17 protein-coding genes are annotated in these 16,108 nt (G+C 37.4%); 15 read left to right on the forward strand and 2 right to left on the reverse strand.

Going from position 1 to position 16,108, the window contains the following annotated elements:
* Positions 1–424: 424 nt before the first annotated feature.
* Positions 425–628, reverse strand: a complete 204-nt coding sequence (locus H0173_RS22010) for a sigma factor G inhibitor Gin (RefSeq protein ID WP_221848864.1) — start codon at positions 626–628, stop codon at positions 425–427.
* 230 nt (positions 629–858) lie between these two features.
* Here H0173_RS22010 and H0173_RS22015 point away from each other — a divergent pair, with 230 nt between their 5' ends.
* From H0173_RS22015 to rsmI, 9 genes are all read left to right on the forward strand, one after another.
* Positions 859–2,295 carry an aminotransferase class I/II-fold pyridoxal phosphate-dependent enzyme gene (locus H0173_RS22015; RefSeq protein WP_221848863.1) on the forward strand — a complete coding sequence of 479 codons (1,437 nt, stop codon included), beginning with the start codon at positions 859–861 and terminating at the stop codon, positions 2,293–2,295.
* Positions 2,296–2,333: 38 nt separating this feature from the next.
* Positions 2,334–2,963: a dTMP kinase gene (tmk, locus tag H0173_RS22020; RefSeq protein ID WP_221848862.1), complete on the forward strand. Its 630-nt coding sequence runs from the start codon at positions 2,334–2,336 to the stop codon at positions 2,961–2,963.
* A 202-nt stretch (positions 2,964–3,165) separates the two neighbouring features.
* Positions 3,166–3,495, forward strand: coding sequence for a cyclic-di-AMP receptor (locus H0173_RS22025; protein WP_221848861.1), 330 nt, complete (start codon positions 3,166–3,168; stop codon positions 3,493–3,495).
* A 41-nt stretch (positions 3,496–3,536) separates the two neighbouring features.
* Positions 3,537–4,544 carry a DNA polymerase III subunit delta' gene (gene holB, locus H0173_RS22030; protein WP_221848860.1) on the forward strand — a complete coding sequence of 336 codons (1,008 nt, stop codon included), beginning with the start codon at positions 3,537–3,539 and terminating at the stop codon, positions 4,542–4,544.
* Positions 4,537–5,364 carry a PSP1 domain-containing protein gene (locus H0173_RS22035; RefSeq protein ID WP_221848859.1) on the forward strand — a complete coding sequence of 276 codons (828 nt, stop codon included), beginning with the start codon at positions 4,537–4,539 and terminating at the stop codon, positions 5,362–5,364. The genes holB and H0173_RS22035 overlap by 8 nt, the downstream gene beginning before the upstream one ends.
* A gap of 13 nt (positions 5,365–5,377) precedes the next feature.
* Positions 5,378–5,752, forward strand: coding sequence for a DNA replication initiation control protein YabA (gene yabA, locus H0173_RS22040; protein ID WP_221848858.1), 375 nt, complete (start codon positions 5,378–5,380; stop codon positions 5,750–5,752).
* A 67-nt stretch (positions 5,753–5,819) separates the two neighbouring features.
* Positions 5,820–6,560 carry a tRNA1(Val) (adenine(37)-N6)-methyltransferase gene (locus tag H0173_RS22045; protein ID WP_221848857.1) on the forward strand — a complete coding sequence of 247 codons (741 nt, stop codon included), beginning with the start codon at positions 5,820–5,822 and terminating at the stop codon, positions 6,558–6,560.
* A complete protein-coding gene (locus tag H0173_RS22050; protein ID WP_221848856.1) occupies positions 6,550–6,837 on the forward strand; it encodes a GIY-YIG nuclease family protein in 288 nt (95 codons plus the stop codon). Before H0173_RS22045 ends, H0173_RS22050 begins: the two co-directional genes overlap by 11 nt.
* Complete coding sequence (rsmI, locus tag H0173_RS22055) at positions 6,812–7,690, forward strand: 16S rRNA (cytidine(1402)-2'-O)-methyltransferase (RefSeq protein ID WP_221848855.1); 879 nt, start codon at positions 6,812–6,814, stop codon at positions 7,688–7,690. The genes H0173_RS22050 and rsmI overlap by 26 nt, the downstream gene beginning before the upstream one ends.
* A gap of 55 nt (positions 7,691–7,745) precedes the next feature.
* On the opposite strand, the gene H0173_RS22060 is transcribed toward rsmI, so the two are convergent.
* On the reverse strand, positions 7,746–8,036 hold the full coding sequence (locus H0173_RS22060; RefSeq protein ID WP_221848869.1) for a transition state genes transcriptional regulator AbrB: 291 nt from the start codon (positions 8,034–8,036) through the stop codon (positions 7,746–7,748).
* A gap of 621 nt (positions 8,037–8,657) precedes the next feature.
* On the opposite strand from H0173_RS22060, the gene metG reads away from it, so the two are divergent.
* The 6 genes from metG (at position 8,658) to yabG (ending at position 15,897) form a co-directional block, all read left to right on the forward strand.
* Positions 8,658–10,622, forward strand: a complete 1,965-nt coding sequence (gene metG / locus H0173_RS22065) for a methionine--tRNA ligase (RefSeq protein WP_221848854.1) — start codon at positions 8,658–8,660, stop codon at positions 10,620–10,622.
* Between the two features lie 305 nt (positions 10,623–10,927).
* Entirely contained in the window at positions 10,928–11,695 is a 768-nt protein-coding gene (locus H0173_RS22070; protein ID WP_221848853.1) for a TatD family hydrolase, read from the forward strand.
* 262 nt (positions 11,696–11,957) lie between these two features.
* A complete protein-coding gene (locus tag H0173_RS22075; protein WP_221848852.1) occupies positions 11,958–13,142 on the forward strand; it encodes a G5 and 3D domain-containing protein in 1,185 nt (394 codons plus the stop codon).
* 265 nt (positions 13,143–13,407) lie between these two features.
* Positions 13,408–13,968: a ribonuclease M5 gene (rnmV, locus tag H0173_RS22080; protein ID WP_221848851.1), complete on the forward strand. Its 561-nt coding sequence runs from the start codon at positions 13,408–13,410 to the stop codon at positions 13,966–13,968.
* Positions 13,961–14,839, forward strand: coding sequence for a 16S rRNA (adenine(1518)-N(6)/adenine(1519)-N(6))-dimethyltransferase RsmA (gene rsmA, locus H0173_RS22085; protein WP_221848850.1), 879 nt, complete (start codon positions 13,961–13,963; stop codon positions 14,837–14,839). Before rnmV ends, rsmA begins: the two co-directional genes overlap by 8 nt.
* 176 nt (positions 14,840–15,015) lie before the next feature.
* Complete coding sequence (yabG, locus tag H0173_RS22090; RefSeq protein WP_221848849.1) at positions 15,016–15,897, forward strand: sporulation peptidase YabG; 882 nt, start codon at positions 15,016–15,018, stop codon at positions 15,895–15,897.
* Positions 15,898–16,108 lie beyond the last annotated feature (211 nt).

The raw sequence follows: 16,108 nt of genomic DNA on the forward strand, positions 1-16,108 counted from the left end.
GTCGCCAGGCAAATGGAAAAACAGCTCATAAGGGCTGTTTTTTTAATTGATTAAATAGTGTTCGAAGAACACTAAAAAATATGGACAAGACTAAGTTATGAAATAAAAATGCGAGGGTTTGAAAAAGCAAGGAGGTCAAGGAAGCAAGGGAGTGACGCCCGGAATGTGCGATGCACATGAGGACGGAACGAGTGCAGCTGACGCAGAGATCCGCCGCTTATTCAAAGCCGAGCCCGAACACGGAAGTTAAGCTTGGGCGCCGATGGTAGTTGGGGGCTCTCCCCCTGTGAGAGTAAGACGTCGCTAGGCAAAATAAAAAGAGTACCTGTGAGGGTACTTTTTTTGTGCTTTAAAGATATTTTTTAAATGGGCAAGCATCTTAATAAAAAATTCATAAATAAAAAAGCCCCAAATGGAGCTTTCATCAAGAAAATATTTCTGGTGTTGTTACCTTCTTTAGCTTTTTTATATAATATTTATATTTTGGATTACTTGTATCTGTAGAAATCAAATCATGCTCGCAATTTGTACAGATAAAAGAAGTGTATAGATGTATCCCTCTTAATTTTGTTTGCTCGCAAATGACACACTCTTCCCCTATATGTTTCTTTGCTACTAGCGAACTCAATCACTCCACCTCCATACACCAATTCTGCCCGCAATTTTCATATTGTATACAATCTTTTGAAAATTGTTTTTGAAAGTGATTACTTGAATACTAATGTATGTTCAATAATCAATTTGGTTGTATGTCTAATTTAATTCTTTATCAACGCTTTAGAATTGGAATGGTATCGGATTCCTTTTTGATTTGGTAAAATAGATGAGATGATAAACATAATAATTTGGTGATTAAATATGAATCAAAAAAAGATCCCTTTATTAGATGCATTAATGGTACATACGGAAAAAAATCCAGTCTCTTTTCATGTACCTGGACATAAATATGGAAGTCTTATTCCTGAGGCAGCAAAGGGCTATTTTCAGGACCTTTTAAAGCTGGATGCTACAGAGCTTAATGGATTAGATGATCTGCATGCCCCTGAAGGTGTTATTTTAGATGCAGAGAACCTGCTGGCTGATTTTTATGGAACCAAAAAGAGCTTTTTCTTAGTGAATGGCTCGACTGTCGGAAATCTTGCTATGATTATGGCTGCCATTGAAGAGAATGATACAGTGCTTGTTCAAAGAAATTGTCATAAGTCAATTTTAAATGGGGTTCATCTTGTAAAAGCAAACCCTGTTTTTTTAGCGCCGGATTTCGTTGAGTCTTGGGGTGTGGCTGGAGGAGTATCGCTACAAACAGTTAAAGCTGCTATTCATGAATTCCCAGAGGCAAAATCAATAATACTGACCTATCCTAATTATTATGGAATGGTTACTGAATTAGAGGAGATTATTGAGTTCTCACATTCAAAAGGGATCTCTGTATTAATTGATGAGGCACATGGGGCACATTTCGCGGGGGGCGATGTCTTCCCGAAATCGGCAGTGCAATTAAAGGCAGATATTGTCGTTCAATCCGCTCATAAAACGCTTCCTGCCATGACAATGGGAGCGTATCTGCATGTTAACAGTGAAATCCTTTCAGAAATAAAGGTCAGCCACTATCTTCAAATTTTGCAATCAAGCAGCCCATCTTATCCGATTATGGCCTCATTAGACATAGCTAGACACTATTTAGCTACATTTTCGAATAAGGATATGAAATATCTAATAAACAAGATAGAAGAATTCAGAACAAGATTGCAGGAACTGAATGGCGTTAAGGTGCTTTCCTATCCTAATGGGATTGGAGACCCTTTAAAAATTACAATTCAATCGGCTTCTTCTTTAAATGGATATGAGCTGCAAAGTTTACTGGAGGGGACCGGGATTTATGCTGAAATGGCGGACCCTTATAATGTACTGCTTGTGTTTCCACTGTTGAAAGATGGAGAGAAGTTTGCAATTGAGGAAATCGCCAAGCGGTTTGAAAGGGCTCTTCAATCTGTTTCAAATACAAACATGGAAAAAGTTAAGAGCAGCTACGGAAAACCGAGAATTTCTAAGCTTGCACTAAATGCTCGACAAATAGAAAAACTTAAACCTATATCGGTTCCGTTGGATGAATCAACTGAAAAAATTTGTGCGCAATTAATTATTCCTTATCCACCTGGTATCCCCTTATTATTTCCTGGGGAAAAAATTAGGGAGGAAGATATTGATTTTATTAAATTGCTCTTAAAATCAGGAGCCAGATTTCAGGGCGGGGACAGTTTAAAATCCGGAAGGTTAGACATATTTCCCGTTTAGCTAAATATATTAGGATTGAATCATCTTGGAGGTTAACGATGAAAAAAGGAATTTTTATTACGATGGAAGGACCTGAGGGAGCAGGGAAAACAACGATCATAAATATGCTAACAGAGAGACTATCAGCTGAAGGCTATCAGGTTTTACAAACGAGAGAGCCAGGCGGAATAGAAATAGCTGAGCAAATTCGAAATGTTATCCTAGATAAAAATAATACGAGTATGGACTCTCGAACAGAAGCTCTTCTTTATGCAGCAGCTAGAAGACAGCATCTTGTTGAAAAGGTTTTGCCGGCTCTTGAAAAAGGGTATATTGTTTTGTGTGACCGTTTTATTGATAGTTCTCTAGCCTATCAAGGGTATGCTAGAGGATTAGGAATTGATGAAGTGTTTTCCATTAATCAATTTGCTATTGAAGGGACTATGCCGCAATTAACATTTTATTTTGATATAGAACCAGAGGCAGGTCTAGAAAGAATAAATCGCCATAAGGATCGAGAGGTAAATCGATTGGATCTTGAGGATCTTAATTTTCATTATAAGGTACGTGAAGGTTACTTTCTGTTAATGAATAAGTATTCGGACCGTTTCTCTAGATTAGATGCCTCTAAGCCAGTTGAAGTGGTGTATCAGGCTGCAGAGAAAAAGATAAAAGAGATTATTAGCTAGAAAGTATAAATCTGTTAAGGGTGACTTAGAAAATTATTTCTTAATAAGGGTTATCTGAACTCTTCTTTTTAGGTAACCCACTTTTATTAACAGAAAGAAAATTTATCCTGGCAGTAAGACATGTTAGTTCATAAAAAAATTGATATAATAGATGTAGGAATGTAACTTTAATGAAGTGGAACAAATGAAAGGGGCGGAGAGAATGAAACTCATATTAGCGGTTATACAAGATCAAGACAGCAATAAATTAATGAATGCATTGGTGGATAATAATTTCCGTGCAACCAAACTAGCTAGTACTGGCGGATTTCTAAAATCAGGAAATACTACCTTTATGATAGGTACAGAAGATGTTCGTGTAGATAGGGCATTACAAATCATAAAAGAAAATTGCAAGTCAAGAGATCAGCTAGTTGCCCCGATTTCTCCAATGGGAGGAAATGCCGATTCGTATGTTCCATATCCAGTTGAGGTTGAAGTCGGTGGAGCTACAGTCTTTGTTCTGCCAATTGAAAATTTCTTACAGTTTTAATAGAATTTATGTTGATATAAAGAACAAAAGTGGTGATTTTTGTGGCTAATACGTGGCAAGACCTAGAAACCATACAGCCTGTTGTGTTAAAGATGTTCAGAAACAGTATTAAAAAAAATAGGCTTGCCCACGCTTATTTGTTTGAGGGAATGAAGGGAACGGGGAAAAGGGAAGCTGGTAATCTATTAGCGAAAAGCATGTTTTGTCAATCTCCTGTTGATGGCTATATCCCTTGTGAAGGCTGTGTGAATTGTAAAAGAATTAATCATGGAAATCATCCTGATGTCCATCTAGTTGAGCCCGATGGTTTATCGATTAAAAAGGGTCAAATTCAGGCACTTCAGGAAGAATTTTCGAAAACAGGTGTTGAGTCAAGAAAAAAACTGTATATGATTGTTCATGCTGACAAAATGACGGCAAATGCAGCTAACAGTTTATTGAAATTTTTAGAAGAGCCTCACCCTCATACATTGGCTATTTTAATAACAGAACAGGCACAGCAAATACTTCCTACTATTCTTTCTCGTTGTCAAACTATTTCATTTCAGATGTTATCTCCAGCAAAAATGATTGAAAAGTTAAAATTAAATGGAGTCACTCCTCAGTCGGCACCATTAATTGCCCAGCTTACTAATAATGTTGATGAGGCAATTGAGTATAGTCAGAATGATTGGTTTGTACAAGCACAAAAAATAGTGTTAAAATTATATGAAGTGCTTAAAAAGAGTCCGTTAGAGGCGATGGTAGCTCTCCAGGATGATTGGTTTATGCATTTCAAAGAGAAAGAACAGCTAGATCTTGGACTAGATTTATTACTGCTAATTTTTAAGGATTTATTATATATACAGCTCGGAAAAGAAGAACAGACAGTCTATTTAAACGAAAAAGAACGATTAGAACAGTTTGCATTGCAATCTTCCAGCAGGCAATTATCAGAACAGATGACAGCCATTTTGGAAGCAAAGAGAAAATTGCAGGCAAATATGAATCCGCAGCTGTTAATGGAACAGCTTGTGTTGAAAATGCAGGAGGGGTCTTCATTTGTATGATGTAGTAGGAGTCCGCTTTAAAAAGGCGGGCAAGATATATTATTTTGATCCCGGCGGATTAGAAGTTGAAAAAGACGATTTTGTCATTGTAGAGACAGTACGTGGTGTAGAATATGGCAAAGTTGTCGTTCCGCCTAAGAAGGTTGATGAGCACGATGTGGTTCTGCCTCTAAAGAAAGTTCTGCGAATTGCTGATCAAAAAGATAAGCTGATCGTCGAGGAAAATAGGCAGGCAGCAAAGGAAGCTTATGAAGTCTGCAACGAAAAGGTAAATACCCATCAATTAGATATGAAACTAGTTGATGTTGAATATACATTTGACCGAAATAAAGTGATCTTTTATTTTACGGCTGATGGAAGAGTAGATTTTCGGGAACTTGTTAAGGATCTAGCAGCAATATTTCGTACACGGATTGAACTTCGGCAAATAGGAGTAAGGGACGAGGCAAAAATGTTAGGGGGCATTGGCCCTTGTGGAAGAATGTTATGCTGTTCTACTTTTTTAGGTGACTTTGATCCGGTTTCTATTAAGATGGCAAAGGATCAGAATCTTTCATTAAATCCAACGAAAATTTCGGGTTTATGCGGGCGTTTAATGTGCTGCTTAAAATATGAAAATGACGAATATGAAGAGGCTAAAGCCCAGCTTCCTGACCTAGGTGAGTGGATTCAAACACCCGAAGGTCCCGGAAAAGTGGTAGGATTAAATATTTTAGAACGGGTGCTGCAAGTGGATGTAACTGCTGCTGAACGCGTGCTTGAGTATACTCTAGATGAATTAGTAAAACAAGGTGCTGTATCAGTTCAATCCACAGATTAATGAGGTGGAATGCGTGGATAAAAAAGAAATCTTTGATTCAGTAAGTAATATGGAAACCCAAATCGGGCATTTATATCAGCAGCTTGGTGAGTTAAAGCAGCATTTGGCAGAAATACTAGAAGAGAATAACTCTTTAAAGCTGGAGAATGAGCATTTAAGACGTCGTTTAGATCTGACAACAGATCAAGAAGAATTGTCGGCAAAAAAAGGACCGTCAGAAAATCCATCAACGGATTCGGCTGACTACAAAACGGCTGATATTGGAGAAGGGTATGATAATTTAGCCCGGCTTTATCAGGAGGGTTTTCATATATGTAACCTCCATTTTGGAAGCCCCCGAAAAGAAGGAGATTGCCTTTTTTGCTTATCTTTTCTTAATAAGAAATAATAAAATGGCCTTCCTTCAAAAAGGAAGGCTATTTTTCACTTTATTTAAATGAGCTGGAGGATAGAAAATGGATTTTTTAAAAGGGGACGAGCGTTTAGACTATTTACTTGCAGAAAATTTGCGTATTATCCAAAGCCCTTCTGTATTCTCCTTTTCACTGGACGCTGTTTTGCTTGCTCGATTTGTTCATGTACCCATTCAAAAAGGCCGCTTAATTGATCTATGCAGCGGGAACGGTGTTATCCCGTTATTTTTAAGTGTAAGAACAAAAGGCTCTATTATCGGTGTAGAGATTCAAGAACGGCTATTCGATATGGCGAAAAGGAGTATTGAATATAATGGGCTTGAAGAACGGCTGCAAATGATCCATGGGGATATTAAGGAAACGGCAAAGGAGCTTGGATATGGCCAATTTGATGTTGTCACCTGTAACCCGCCATACTTCCTGACCCCCAAATCTGATGAAATAAATGAGAATGAGCACTTAGCTATAGCCCGTCACGAGATTTTATGCACGCTGGAGGATGCAGTTAAGGCTTCAAGTGATTTAGTTAAGCAGGGAGGAAAAGTGGCATTTGTTCACAGGCCAGGAAGGCTGCTTGATATTGTCACTCTCATGCGGAAATACAAATTAGAACCCAAAAAAATTCAATTTGTTTATCCGAAGCAGGGGAAAGAATCGAATACATTATTAATCGAAGCAATTAAATATGGCAGCCCGGATTTAAAAATACTGCCGCCATTAATTGTGTATAATGATAACAATGAATACACCCCTGAAATAAAGGAAATTTTATATGGAAAATAATCATTACTTCTATGTTCTCCATTGTAAGGATAACTCTTTGTATGCCGGCTATACGAATAATCTGGAGAAACGGGTGAAGCTCCATAATGAGGGAAAAGGAGCTAAATATACAAGAGGAAGAGGCCCTGTTGAGCTAATTTTCTCCAAAGCCTATGATAATAAGAGTGATGCCTTAAAGGCAGAATATGAATTTAAGCAATGGTCCCGTGATAAAAAGGAAAAATACCTAGTAAATGAAACAGGTGGTACATATGTGGCAGCAAAAAAGCTTCGATAAAGAAGAAAGTAAAGGCATCTTGTATTTAGTTCCAACCCCCATCGGGAATTTAGAAGACATGAGCTTTCGTGCTATTCGAATTATGAAAGAGGCTGATTATATTGCGGCTGAAGATACGCGAAACACGAAGAAATTATGTAATTATTTTGAAATAGAAACGCCAATCCTAAGCTATCATGAACATAACAAAGAGGTAAGCGGACAAAAAATACTTGGAAAATTAGCTCAAGGGGCAAAGATTGCGCTTGTGAGTGATGCAGGAATGCCAACCATATCAGACCCAGGTTATGAGCTTGTAACGGCTGCTGTCGCGGAACAATTAACGGTTGTGCCGCTGCCGGGTGCGAATGCTGCACTAACTGCATTAATTGCTTCAGGGCTTAACCCTCAGCCGTTTTATTTTTATGGATTTTTAGACCGACAAAAGAAGACAAAACGAAAAGAGCTTGAGGCTCTTTCGAAAATAACGGCAACGACTATTTTATATGAAGCACCTCACAGGTTAAAAGAAACCCTTACCTTAATTGAAGAACAAATGGGAAATAGAAGGATTGTTCTATGCCGAGAATTAACAAAAAAGTTCGAGGAATTCATTAGAGGAACTGTAGAAGAGATATTAAATTGGGCCGCAACTGATGAAATAAGAGGAGAATTTGTTTTAATAATTGAAGGTTCATCTGAAACTGCTCTAGATGATGAAGAAGTATGGTGGGAAGGCTTGTCGATTGAAGCACATGTCGAACATTATATAAATAAGAGCGGACTGAATAGTAAAGAGGCCATTAAACAAACAGCAGCTGACAGAGGCATGAATAAGAGGGAAGTTTATCATGCTTTTCATGTTAAAGAATAGTTGCTTGTAGAAAAAAAGAAAGCTTCCCTCATAACAAGGAGAAGCTTTCTTAATATTATTTTACAAGTTCAAATCTGTTTTGGATTTCTTCTAATAATTTTTCTGCACCTTCGCGGCTAACAATTAATTTACCGTTAGCTAACTGGATGTTATCATCAGAAACTTCTCCAGTTACTAAGCAAGTCATATTTGGCTTGTATTTTTTAAGGATAATGCGATCATCATCCACATAGATTTCAAGTGCATCCTTTTCTGCGATGTCTAATGTACGTCTTAATTCAATAGGAATAACCACGCGACCAAGCTCATCAACTTTACGAACAATACCTGTAGATTTCATTATAATATTCTCCTCTCAAATCTCAAAAATTATTTTTCTTCTATCTTTTCTTTCGTCAATATTCGACAAAATCTTTAATAATTACATAATACCAGCGTTTCCCAAATACGTCAATTACTTTATTTTCATTTTTTATTAGAAATTTTTTCCTAGGCTATTAAAGCTTATAAATATAGGATTTATAGCAGTAAACCTTTCAAAAGTGTAAAAAACATATGGGAAATACTTGTTATTATCATTAAAATGGTGATTTTTAACAGGGGAATAATTCGACAAAAAACAACATAACTTTCGACATTTTACATAATAATATACGGAATTTAGATAGTCTTTTATGGGAATATCCTGTAAGAAATTATTTAAATTTGCTACAAGCCTCTTTTCTTGGAATAATCTAATAAACTTATAGATTTTATTGTTTTGAATCCATCTGCACTTTGGTTGCACAAATACTAAATTTTAGGTATATTTTGATGGTATAAGAGGTTATGATGACTTAATGTATTAGTTATTCACATAAGTTCTATTTAAATAAGGACAGCCTATAATTGGCACGTATTTCAGCACGATCTCGTCCATATAATAGGCCGAGATTTTTTTAGTTAATGTAAAGAGGAGGGAATATCCATGGGTAATAAAAAAACATTTTATTTAACAACACCTATTTACTATCCAAGTGGGAATTTACATATAGGCCATGCCTATACAACGGTTGCAGGCGATGCGATGGCTCGCTACAAACGTTTGCGCGGGTTTGATGTTATGTATCTTACTGGAACAGATGAGCATGGGCAAAAAATCCAGGAAAAAGCGGAGGAAAAGGGCGTTTCACCGCAGCAATATGTAGATGAAATTGTGGCAGGAATTCAAGAGCTTTGGAAAAAGCTTGATATTTCTTACGACGATTTTATACGTACTACACAGGACAGACATAAAGAAGTGGTACAAAAGATTTTTGCTCAGCTTTTAGAGCAAGGAGATATTTATCTTGGTGAGTATGAAGGCTGGTATTGTACGCCATGCGAATCTTATTTTACTGAGAGGCAGTTAGTGGAAGGAAATTGTCCTGACTGTGGAAGAGGCGTAAATAAGGTTAAGGAAGAGTCATATTTCTTTAAAGTTAGTAAGTATGCAGACCGTTTGCTGCAGTATTACGAGGAAAATCCTTCATTTATTCAGCCGGAATCACGGAAAAATGAAATGATTAACAACTTCATTAAGCCCGGTTTAGAGGATCTTGCAGTTTCAAGAACAACATTTGATTGGGGTATTAAAGTACCCGGCAATCCGAAGCATGTCATTTATGTATGGATTGATGCACTTTCGAACTATATTACTGCCCTTGGTTACGGAACAAACGATCCATCTAAATATGAAAATTATTGGCCAGCAAACGTTCATTTAGTTGGAAAGGAAATTGTTCGTTTTCACACGATTTATTGGCCGATTATGCTAATGGCTTTAGACTTGCCGCTTCCTAAGCAAGTATTTGCACATGGCTGGTTATTAATGAAGGATGGAAAAATGTCCAAATCAAAAGGTAATGTCGTTGATCCAGTCACATTAATTGATCGTTATGGACTAGATGCCCTTCGTTATTATTTACTGCGTGAGGTTCCTTTCGGGTCCGATGGTGTCTTCACCCCTGAAGGCTTCGTCGAGAGAATTAATTTTGACCTTGCCAATGATTTAGGAAACCTATTAAATCGTACATTAGCAATGGTAGATAAGTATTTTGGCGGAATGATCCCTGCGTACAAGGGTTCAAATAGTGAGTTTGATCAGTCATTGCTTCGAGCGAATAGGGAAGCAGTTCAAAAGTATGAAGAAGCGATGGAGAAGATGGAGTTTTCCGTAGCTCTATCAACTATTTGGCAGTTAGTTAGCAAATCAAATAAATATATTGATGAGACACAGCCATGGTCACTGGCTAAAGATGAGGCAAAGACTGCTGAGCTAGAAAGTGTAATGGTTCATTTAGCGGAATCTTTAAGAAGAATTGCTATTCTTATACAGCCATTCTTAACTAGAGCACCAAAAGAAATATTTGCCCAACTAAATGTGGATTCTGAGAATTTAACCACATGGGAAAGCCTAGATGAATTTGGCATCATTCCAGAAGGAACAAAAATTGCAAAAGGCGACCCAATTTTCCCTCGTCTAGACCTAACTGAAGAAGTCGAATTTATTAAAACTAAAATGCAAGGTTCAGCACCAAATACTGAAGAAGAGAAGCAAGAAGTGAAGCAAGAAGTGAAGCCTGATAGTGAAGAAATTTCGATTGATGATTTCATGAAGGTTGACCTGCGGGTAGCACAAGTAATACAAGCTGAACCAGTGAAAAAGGCAGATAAACTGCTTAAGCTTCAGTTAGACCTTGGGTATGAAAAACGACAAGTTGTTTCAGGAATTGCTCAATACTATAAACCAGAGGATCTAATTGGCCGAAAGCTTATTTGCGTGACGAATTTAAAGCCAGTGAAGCTTCGCGGGGAGCTCTCTGAAGGGATGATTCTTGCAGGAAGTAAGGATGGCGAGTTATCTTTAGCCACTATTGCTGAATCACTTCCGCTAGGGGCAAGAGTAAAATAAAGCGGTACTTCCAATTAGAACTGACAACTTAGAAATAGAAACAATTTACCAAATTATATTCATAACATAGAAATGTTTCACGTGTAACATTTAGCGTAAAACATTTCTATGTTTTTCTTTTTCAGGTTAGGAAAGAATAAATTTTCAGTAGTATTTCGAAGCAGTGGAAATTTTATTCTTTATTCTCAAATAATAACTTAAAAGATAAAACTAACTTTATAAAATAGTTTGTCAATTGTAGTAATCGTTATATTCATGAAAAATATGTAACAGAAAATTAATTTATGTAAAAAGGGGATTTTATGATGTTTTTCGACACACACGCACATTTGAATGCCGAACAATATAATGATGATCTAAGAGAAGTTATTGACAGAGCATTAGCTGAGGGCGTATCTCGTATGGTTGTTGTTGGTTTTGATCGCCCAACGATTGAAAAAGCGATGGAACTGGTTGAGGAATATGACTTTATTTATGCGAGTATTGGCTGGCATCCAGTTGATGCTATTGATATGACGGATGAGGATCTTCAGTGGATTGAGGAGCTTTCAAGCCATCCTAAAGTAGTGGCTCTTGGTGAAATGGGGCTTGATTATTATTGGGACAAGTCTCCTAAAGAAATACAGAAAGAAGTATTTCGAAAACAAATTCAACTTGCTAAAAAGGTGAAATTGCCGATTGTCATTCATAATCGTGATGCAACAGCAGACATTGTAGAAATTCTAAAGGAAGAGGGCGCAGAGCAAGTCGGTGGAATCATGCACTGTTTTAGTGGTAGTCCGGAAACAGCTCAGGAATGTGTGAAAATGAATTTTTATATATCACTTGGGGGACCAGTAACCTTTAAAAATGCGAAAAAACCGAAGGAAGTAGCAGAAGTAATTCCTTTAGAGAAACTGCTGATTGAAACGGATTGTCCGTACCTTGCACCTCATCCTTTCCGAGGGAAGCGAAATGAGCCAAGCTATGTAAAGCTAGTTGCAGAGCAAATTGCGGAAATAAAAAATGTTCCTGTTGAAGAAGTCGCAAGAATAACAACAGAGAATGCCAAAAAAATATTCGGCATGATTTGATAAAGGAATATGTCGAATAACCGAGGGACCTGTCCTATTTTTTAAAGTTTCCAAAAAGTTCTACATTTCCTTGTCCGCTCATAGGATAACCATGTCGATAAGTCTCTCTTTCCTTTCTTGAAAAGATTTTGCATAATAGGAAATACGTTTAGAGGAGGTGATGGAGAAAAAAGGAAAAGTGAAAGAGAGTTGACAAACCTGTAAGATAGTCTATATAATCACTCCGAGAGAAAAGGAGGCGTTTTTCATCGTATTTCAAAACATGAAAAACCTGTTTTCCGAGTCTTTGAGTAAAAAGAAATTGGTCATTATTTCTGCTAGTTTCATAGTGTTTGCAGCTACATTAGGCTTTTTAATATTTGAATCGACGAAGAAAACAGTGGCAATGACAATAGACGGTCATGAAAAGGTCGTTAAAACTCATGCGGAGACGGTTCAAGAGCTTTTTAATGATTTAGATATTTCTTTGCGCACAGAGGACTACGTGTCGCATTCGCTTGACACAAAGGTGAAGAATAACTTGAAAGTTGTTTGGGAGCCGGCTAAACAGGTTCACATTGTGAAAGACAACGAGAAGAAAACGATTTGGACAGTAGCCAAAACAGTAGATGAGCTTTTGAAGGACGAGGAGATTACCATATCCGATCACGATAAAGTTCAGCCAAATCTCGAAGAGGAAATAGAAAACAATCTTGACATTGTCGTAAATAAAGCTTTTTCTTTAACATTATCAGATGGCGGAAAAGAGAAGCAGGTATGGTCAACTTCGACTACGGTCGCTGACTTTTTATCACAGCAGGGTATAAAGCTAAACGAACTAGATCGTATTGAGCCCAAAGCGGATACGCTTGTCAAAAAAGACGACGTTATCCAAATCACTAGAGTAGAAAAAGTCACCGATGTAGTGGAAGAACCGGTTAAATTTGCTGTTGTAACAAAGAAAGACAGCAGTTTAGCTAAAGGATCTCAGAAAGTCGTTAATCCAGGCAAAGAGGGCCTTGTAACGAAAGAATTTGAGGTTGTATTAGAAAACGGCAAAGAAGTGTCTAGAAAGCTATTAAACGAGAAAACAGTGCAAGAAAAACAGGATAAAGTTGTAGCTGTTGGAACAAAGCCGTTAGCTGTTACAATGGTAGCATCCCGTGGAGAAACCGGGGGGAATGAAATTTATGTTTCCTCGACTGCTTACACAGCTCATTGCGGTGGATGCTCAGGCAAAACAGCGACAGGTATAAACTTGCGGGCTAATCCAGATGTTAAAGTGATTGCAGTAGATCCGAATATTATCCCGTTAGGAACTAAAGTGTATGTAGAGGGATACGGTTATGCAATCGCTGCTGATACGGGTTCTGCCATAAAAGGAAACAAAATTGATGTATTTTTTGCTACAAAGGCTGAAGCCTATCGCTGGGGACGCAAAACAGTAAAAATTAGAATCCTAAATTAATTTCCTTAATGCAGGGGATCTCAAAATCCTCTGCATTTTTTCTTTTTTTCTTTCTTGAATTTTTCATATATAATTAAAATCACTATTTAACCAATCATATATACAGACGAATTAGGTTACAGAAATGTTTCAGGATTTTATCAAATATATTATTTAAATTTAGGACCTGTTAAACGTAGCTGTTGATTTTCGCTGCAATCAACAAGTGCAAAATCAGCATTCTGCTTTAACACAGCAAAATTTATAATGTCTCCAGGGAGGAACTATGAAAATAAAGGAAATCATCGTAGTTGAAGGGAAGGATGATACGACTGCGATTAAAAATGCACTTGATGCTGATACAATTGAGACAAATGGATCTGCCATCAGCGAAGAAACAATAAAAAAAATAAAGCTTGCTCAAAGAACAAGAGGAGTCATAGTTTTTACCGATCCAGATTTCCCAGGTCAAAAAATCCGGAATACCATTAAAGAGCACGTTCCAGACTGTAAGCATGCTTTTATTGAAAAGAAGGATGCCATTCATAAACATGGTAAAGGAGTGGGTGTTGAACATGCCTCTCCTGAAATGATTCGCCAGGCTTTACAGGAGGCGCATAGTATGAATGATGAAGCCGAGGAAGTCATAACTCAAGATGATTTACTTGCAGCTGGGCTTATCGGCGGCACAGGTGCTAAGGAAAGAAGAGTGAAGCTTGGCAAACTCTTAAAAATTGGCTATACAAATGGAAAACAGCTTCATAAAAGCTTAATGATGTTCCAAATTAGTAAAGAAGAGTTTGCAGCTGCAATTCAAGTGATACGTCAGGAGGAAGAACATGCATAAGGATATAGCTACCCCGGTAAGGACTCGTGCCATTCTGGAAAAGTACGGGTTTTCCTTTAAAAAGAGCCTAGGACAAAACTTTTTAATTGATACAAATATTCTTAGAAGAATAGTGGATCATGCAGAACTATCTGAGGAATCCGCTGCTATTGAAATTGGCCCAGGGATAGGGGCATTAACAGAGCAGCTTGCAAAGAGGAGTAAAAAGGTGGTTGCGTTTGAAATTGATCAGCGGCTGCTGCCCATTTTACAAGAAACGCTTGAACCGTATCCGAATATAAAGATTATTCATGAAGATGTATTAAAAGCAGATGTAAAAGGGATGATTGAAACAGAACTACAAGGCATTAAGGATATAATGGTCGTCGCCAATCTGCCTTATTACGTGACAACACCCATCATTATGAAGCTGCTTGAGGACAAGCTGCCAATAAGAGGTATAGTTTGTATGCTTCAGAAAGAGGTTGCAGATAGAATCTCGGCTAAGCCGGGAACAAAAGATTATGGCTCCCTTTCTATTGCGATTCAGTATTACACAGAGGCTGAAACAGTCATGATAGTTCCGAAAACTGTATTTATTCCTCAACCGAATGTTGATTCAGCCGTTATTCGATTAACGAAGCGAGATAAGCCGGCCGTGTCCGTACAGGATGAAGAGTTCTTTTTCCAAATTATTCGAGCTAGCTTTGCACAAAGACGAAAGACGTTACTAAATAATTTAACAAGTCATTTACGGGATGGAAAACAAAAGAAGGAAGATATACTTGCTGCTCTAGAAAAGGCTGGGATAGAACCTGGTAGAAGAGGGGAAACGCTATCCATTGAGGAATTTGCCCGCTTAAGTGACAGCTTGTCCCCAATATTCTCTTAAGACTCGCATATGTCGGGTCTTTTTATATTGGTAAAATTTCTAATTAATAAAAGCACATGTTTTTAGAAGAATGCATAATTTATGAAGAAACCAGACTATATTTATTTATGGTCCTTGGGATATTGGCGTTTAAAGGATGCCATTAGGCTGATGAGGGCTAATTGGAGTGACTAGAGTTGAGCATAAATATTATGGATATTGTCGGAAGGGTTTCTTACCAATGTGATATTCTATTTCGCGTTATTGATATTCGGGAACAGAATGGGAAGAAAGTTGCTATTCTGTACGGAGAAGATATTCGTCTAATTGCAGATGCCCCTATTGGAGATTTAATTGCAATCAGTCCTTCAATGAGGGCAAGGATAGCTAAGCAATATCATTCCATGGAAGAGCAGTCTCTCCAGCTGTTTCGTCAAGATGTCGAATTGATTAAACAAAAACAGGAGTATGAAGCCACTGACGGGTATAGTAAAATGTTAAGCTACTTCCAAATGCCTGGGAGAGTTCTTCATTTAGATGGAGATCCAGCTTATTTAGAAAAATGTTTAAATCTATACGAAAAAATAGGTGTTCCTGTTACAGGTATCCATTGTAATGAAAAAGAGATGCCATTGAAGATAGGACAGCTCATAGATTATTACCGGCCAGATATTCTTGTCATTACGGGTCATGATTCGTACTCAAAGGCAAAGGGGAAGAAGTCAGATATAAATGCCTATCGCCATTCTAAACATTTTGTGCAAACGGTAAGAGAAGCAAGAAGAAAGGTACCTCATTTAGATCAGCTAGTCATTTTTGCAGGTGCTTGCCAGTCCCATTTTGAATCCATTATCCATGCAGGTGCTAATTTTGCGAGCTCACCTTTTAGAGTAAATATTCATGCGCTCGATCCAGTGTATATTGTCGCAAAAATAAGCTTTACTCCGTTTATGGAAAGAATCAATGTCTGGGACGTTTTACGTAATACATTAACTGGAGAAAAGGGTCTTGGCGGAATAGAAACAAGGGGAGTCTTAAGAACAGGAATGCCTTATAATCGCGAACATCATGTCGAATAATGCTGAAAAACCGTTCTTTTTAAGTAACGGTTTATTTTTTTGCCTATAAAAAATAGTCATATTTCTTTGAAAATAACGTACATATTCTATGATGGATAAGGATAAGCTAAAAATGTTGAAAAATAGAAGAAATTGTGGACGAAAATATATTGACAATCTTTTTTAAAGACTGTTATAATTTATATTTTTATTTGACTCCACTGTGTCAGTG

Source organism: Bacillus sp. S/N-304-OC-R1 (genome assembly GCF_019749375.1).
In the GTDB taxonomy this organism is placed as follows: Bacteria; Bacillota; Bacilli; order Bacillales; family Cytobacillaceae; genus Cytobacillus.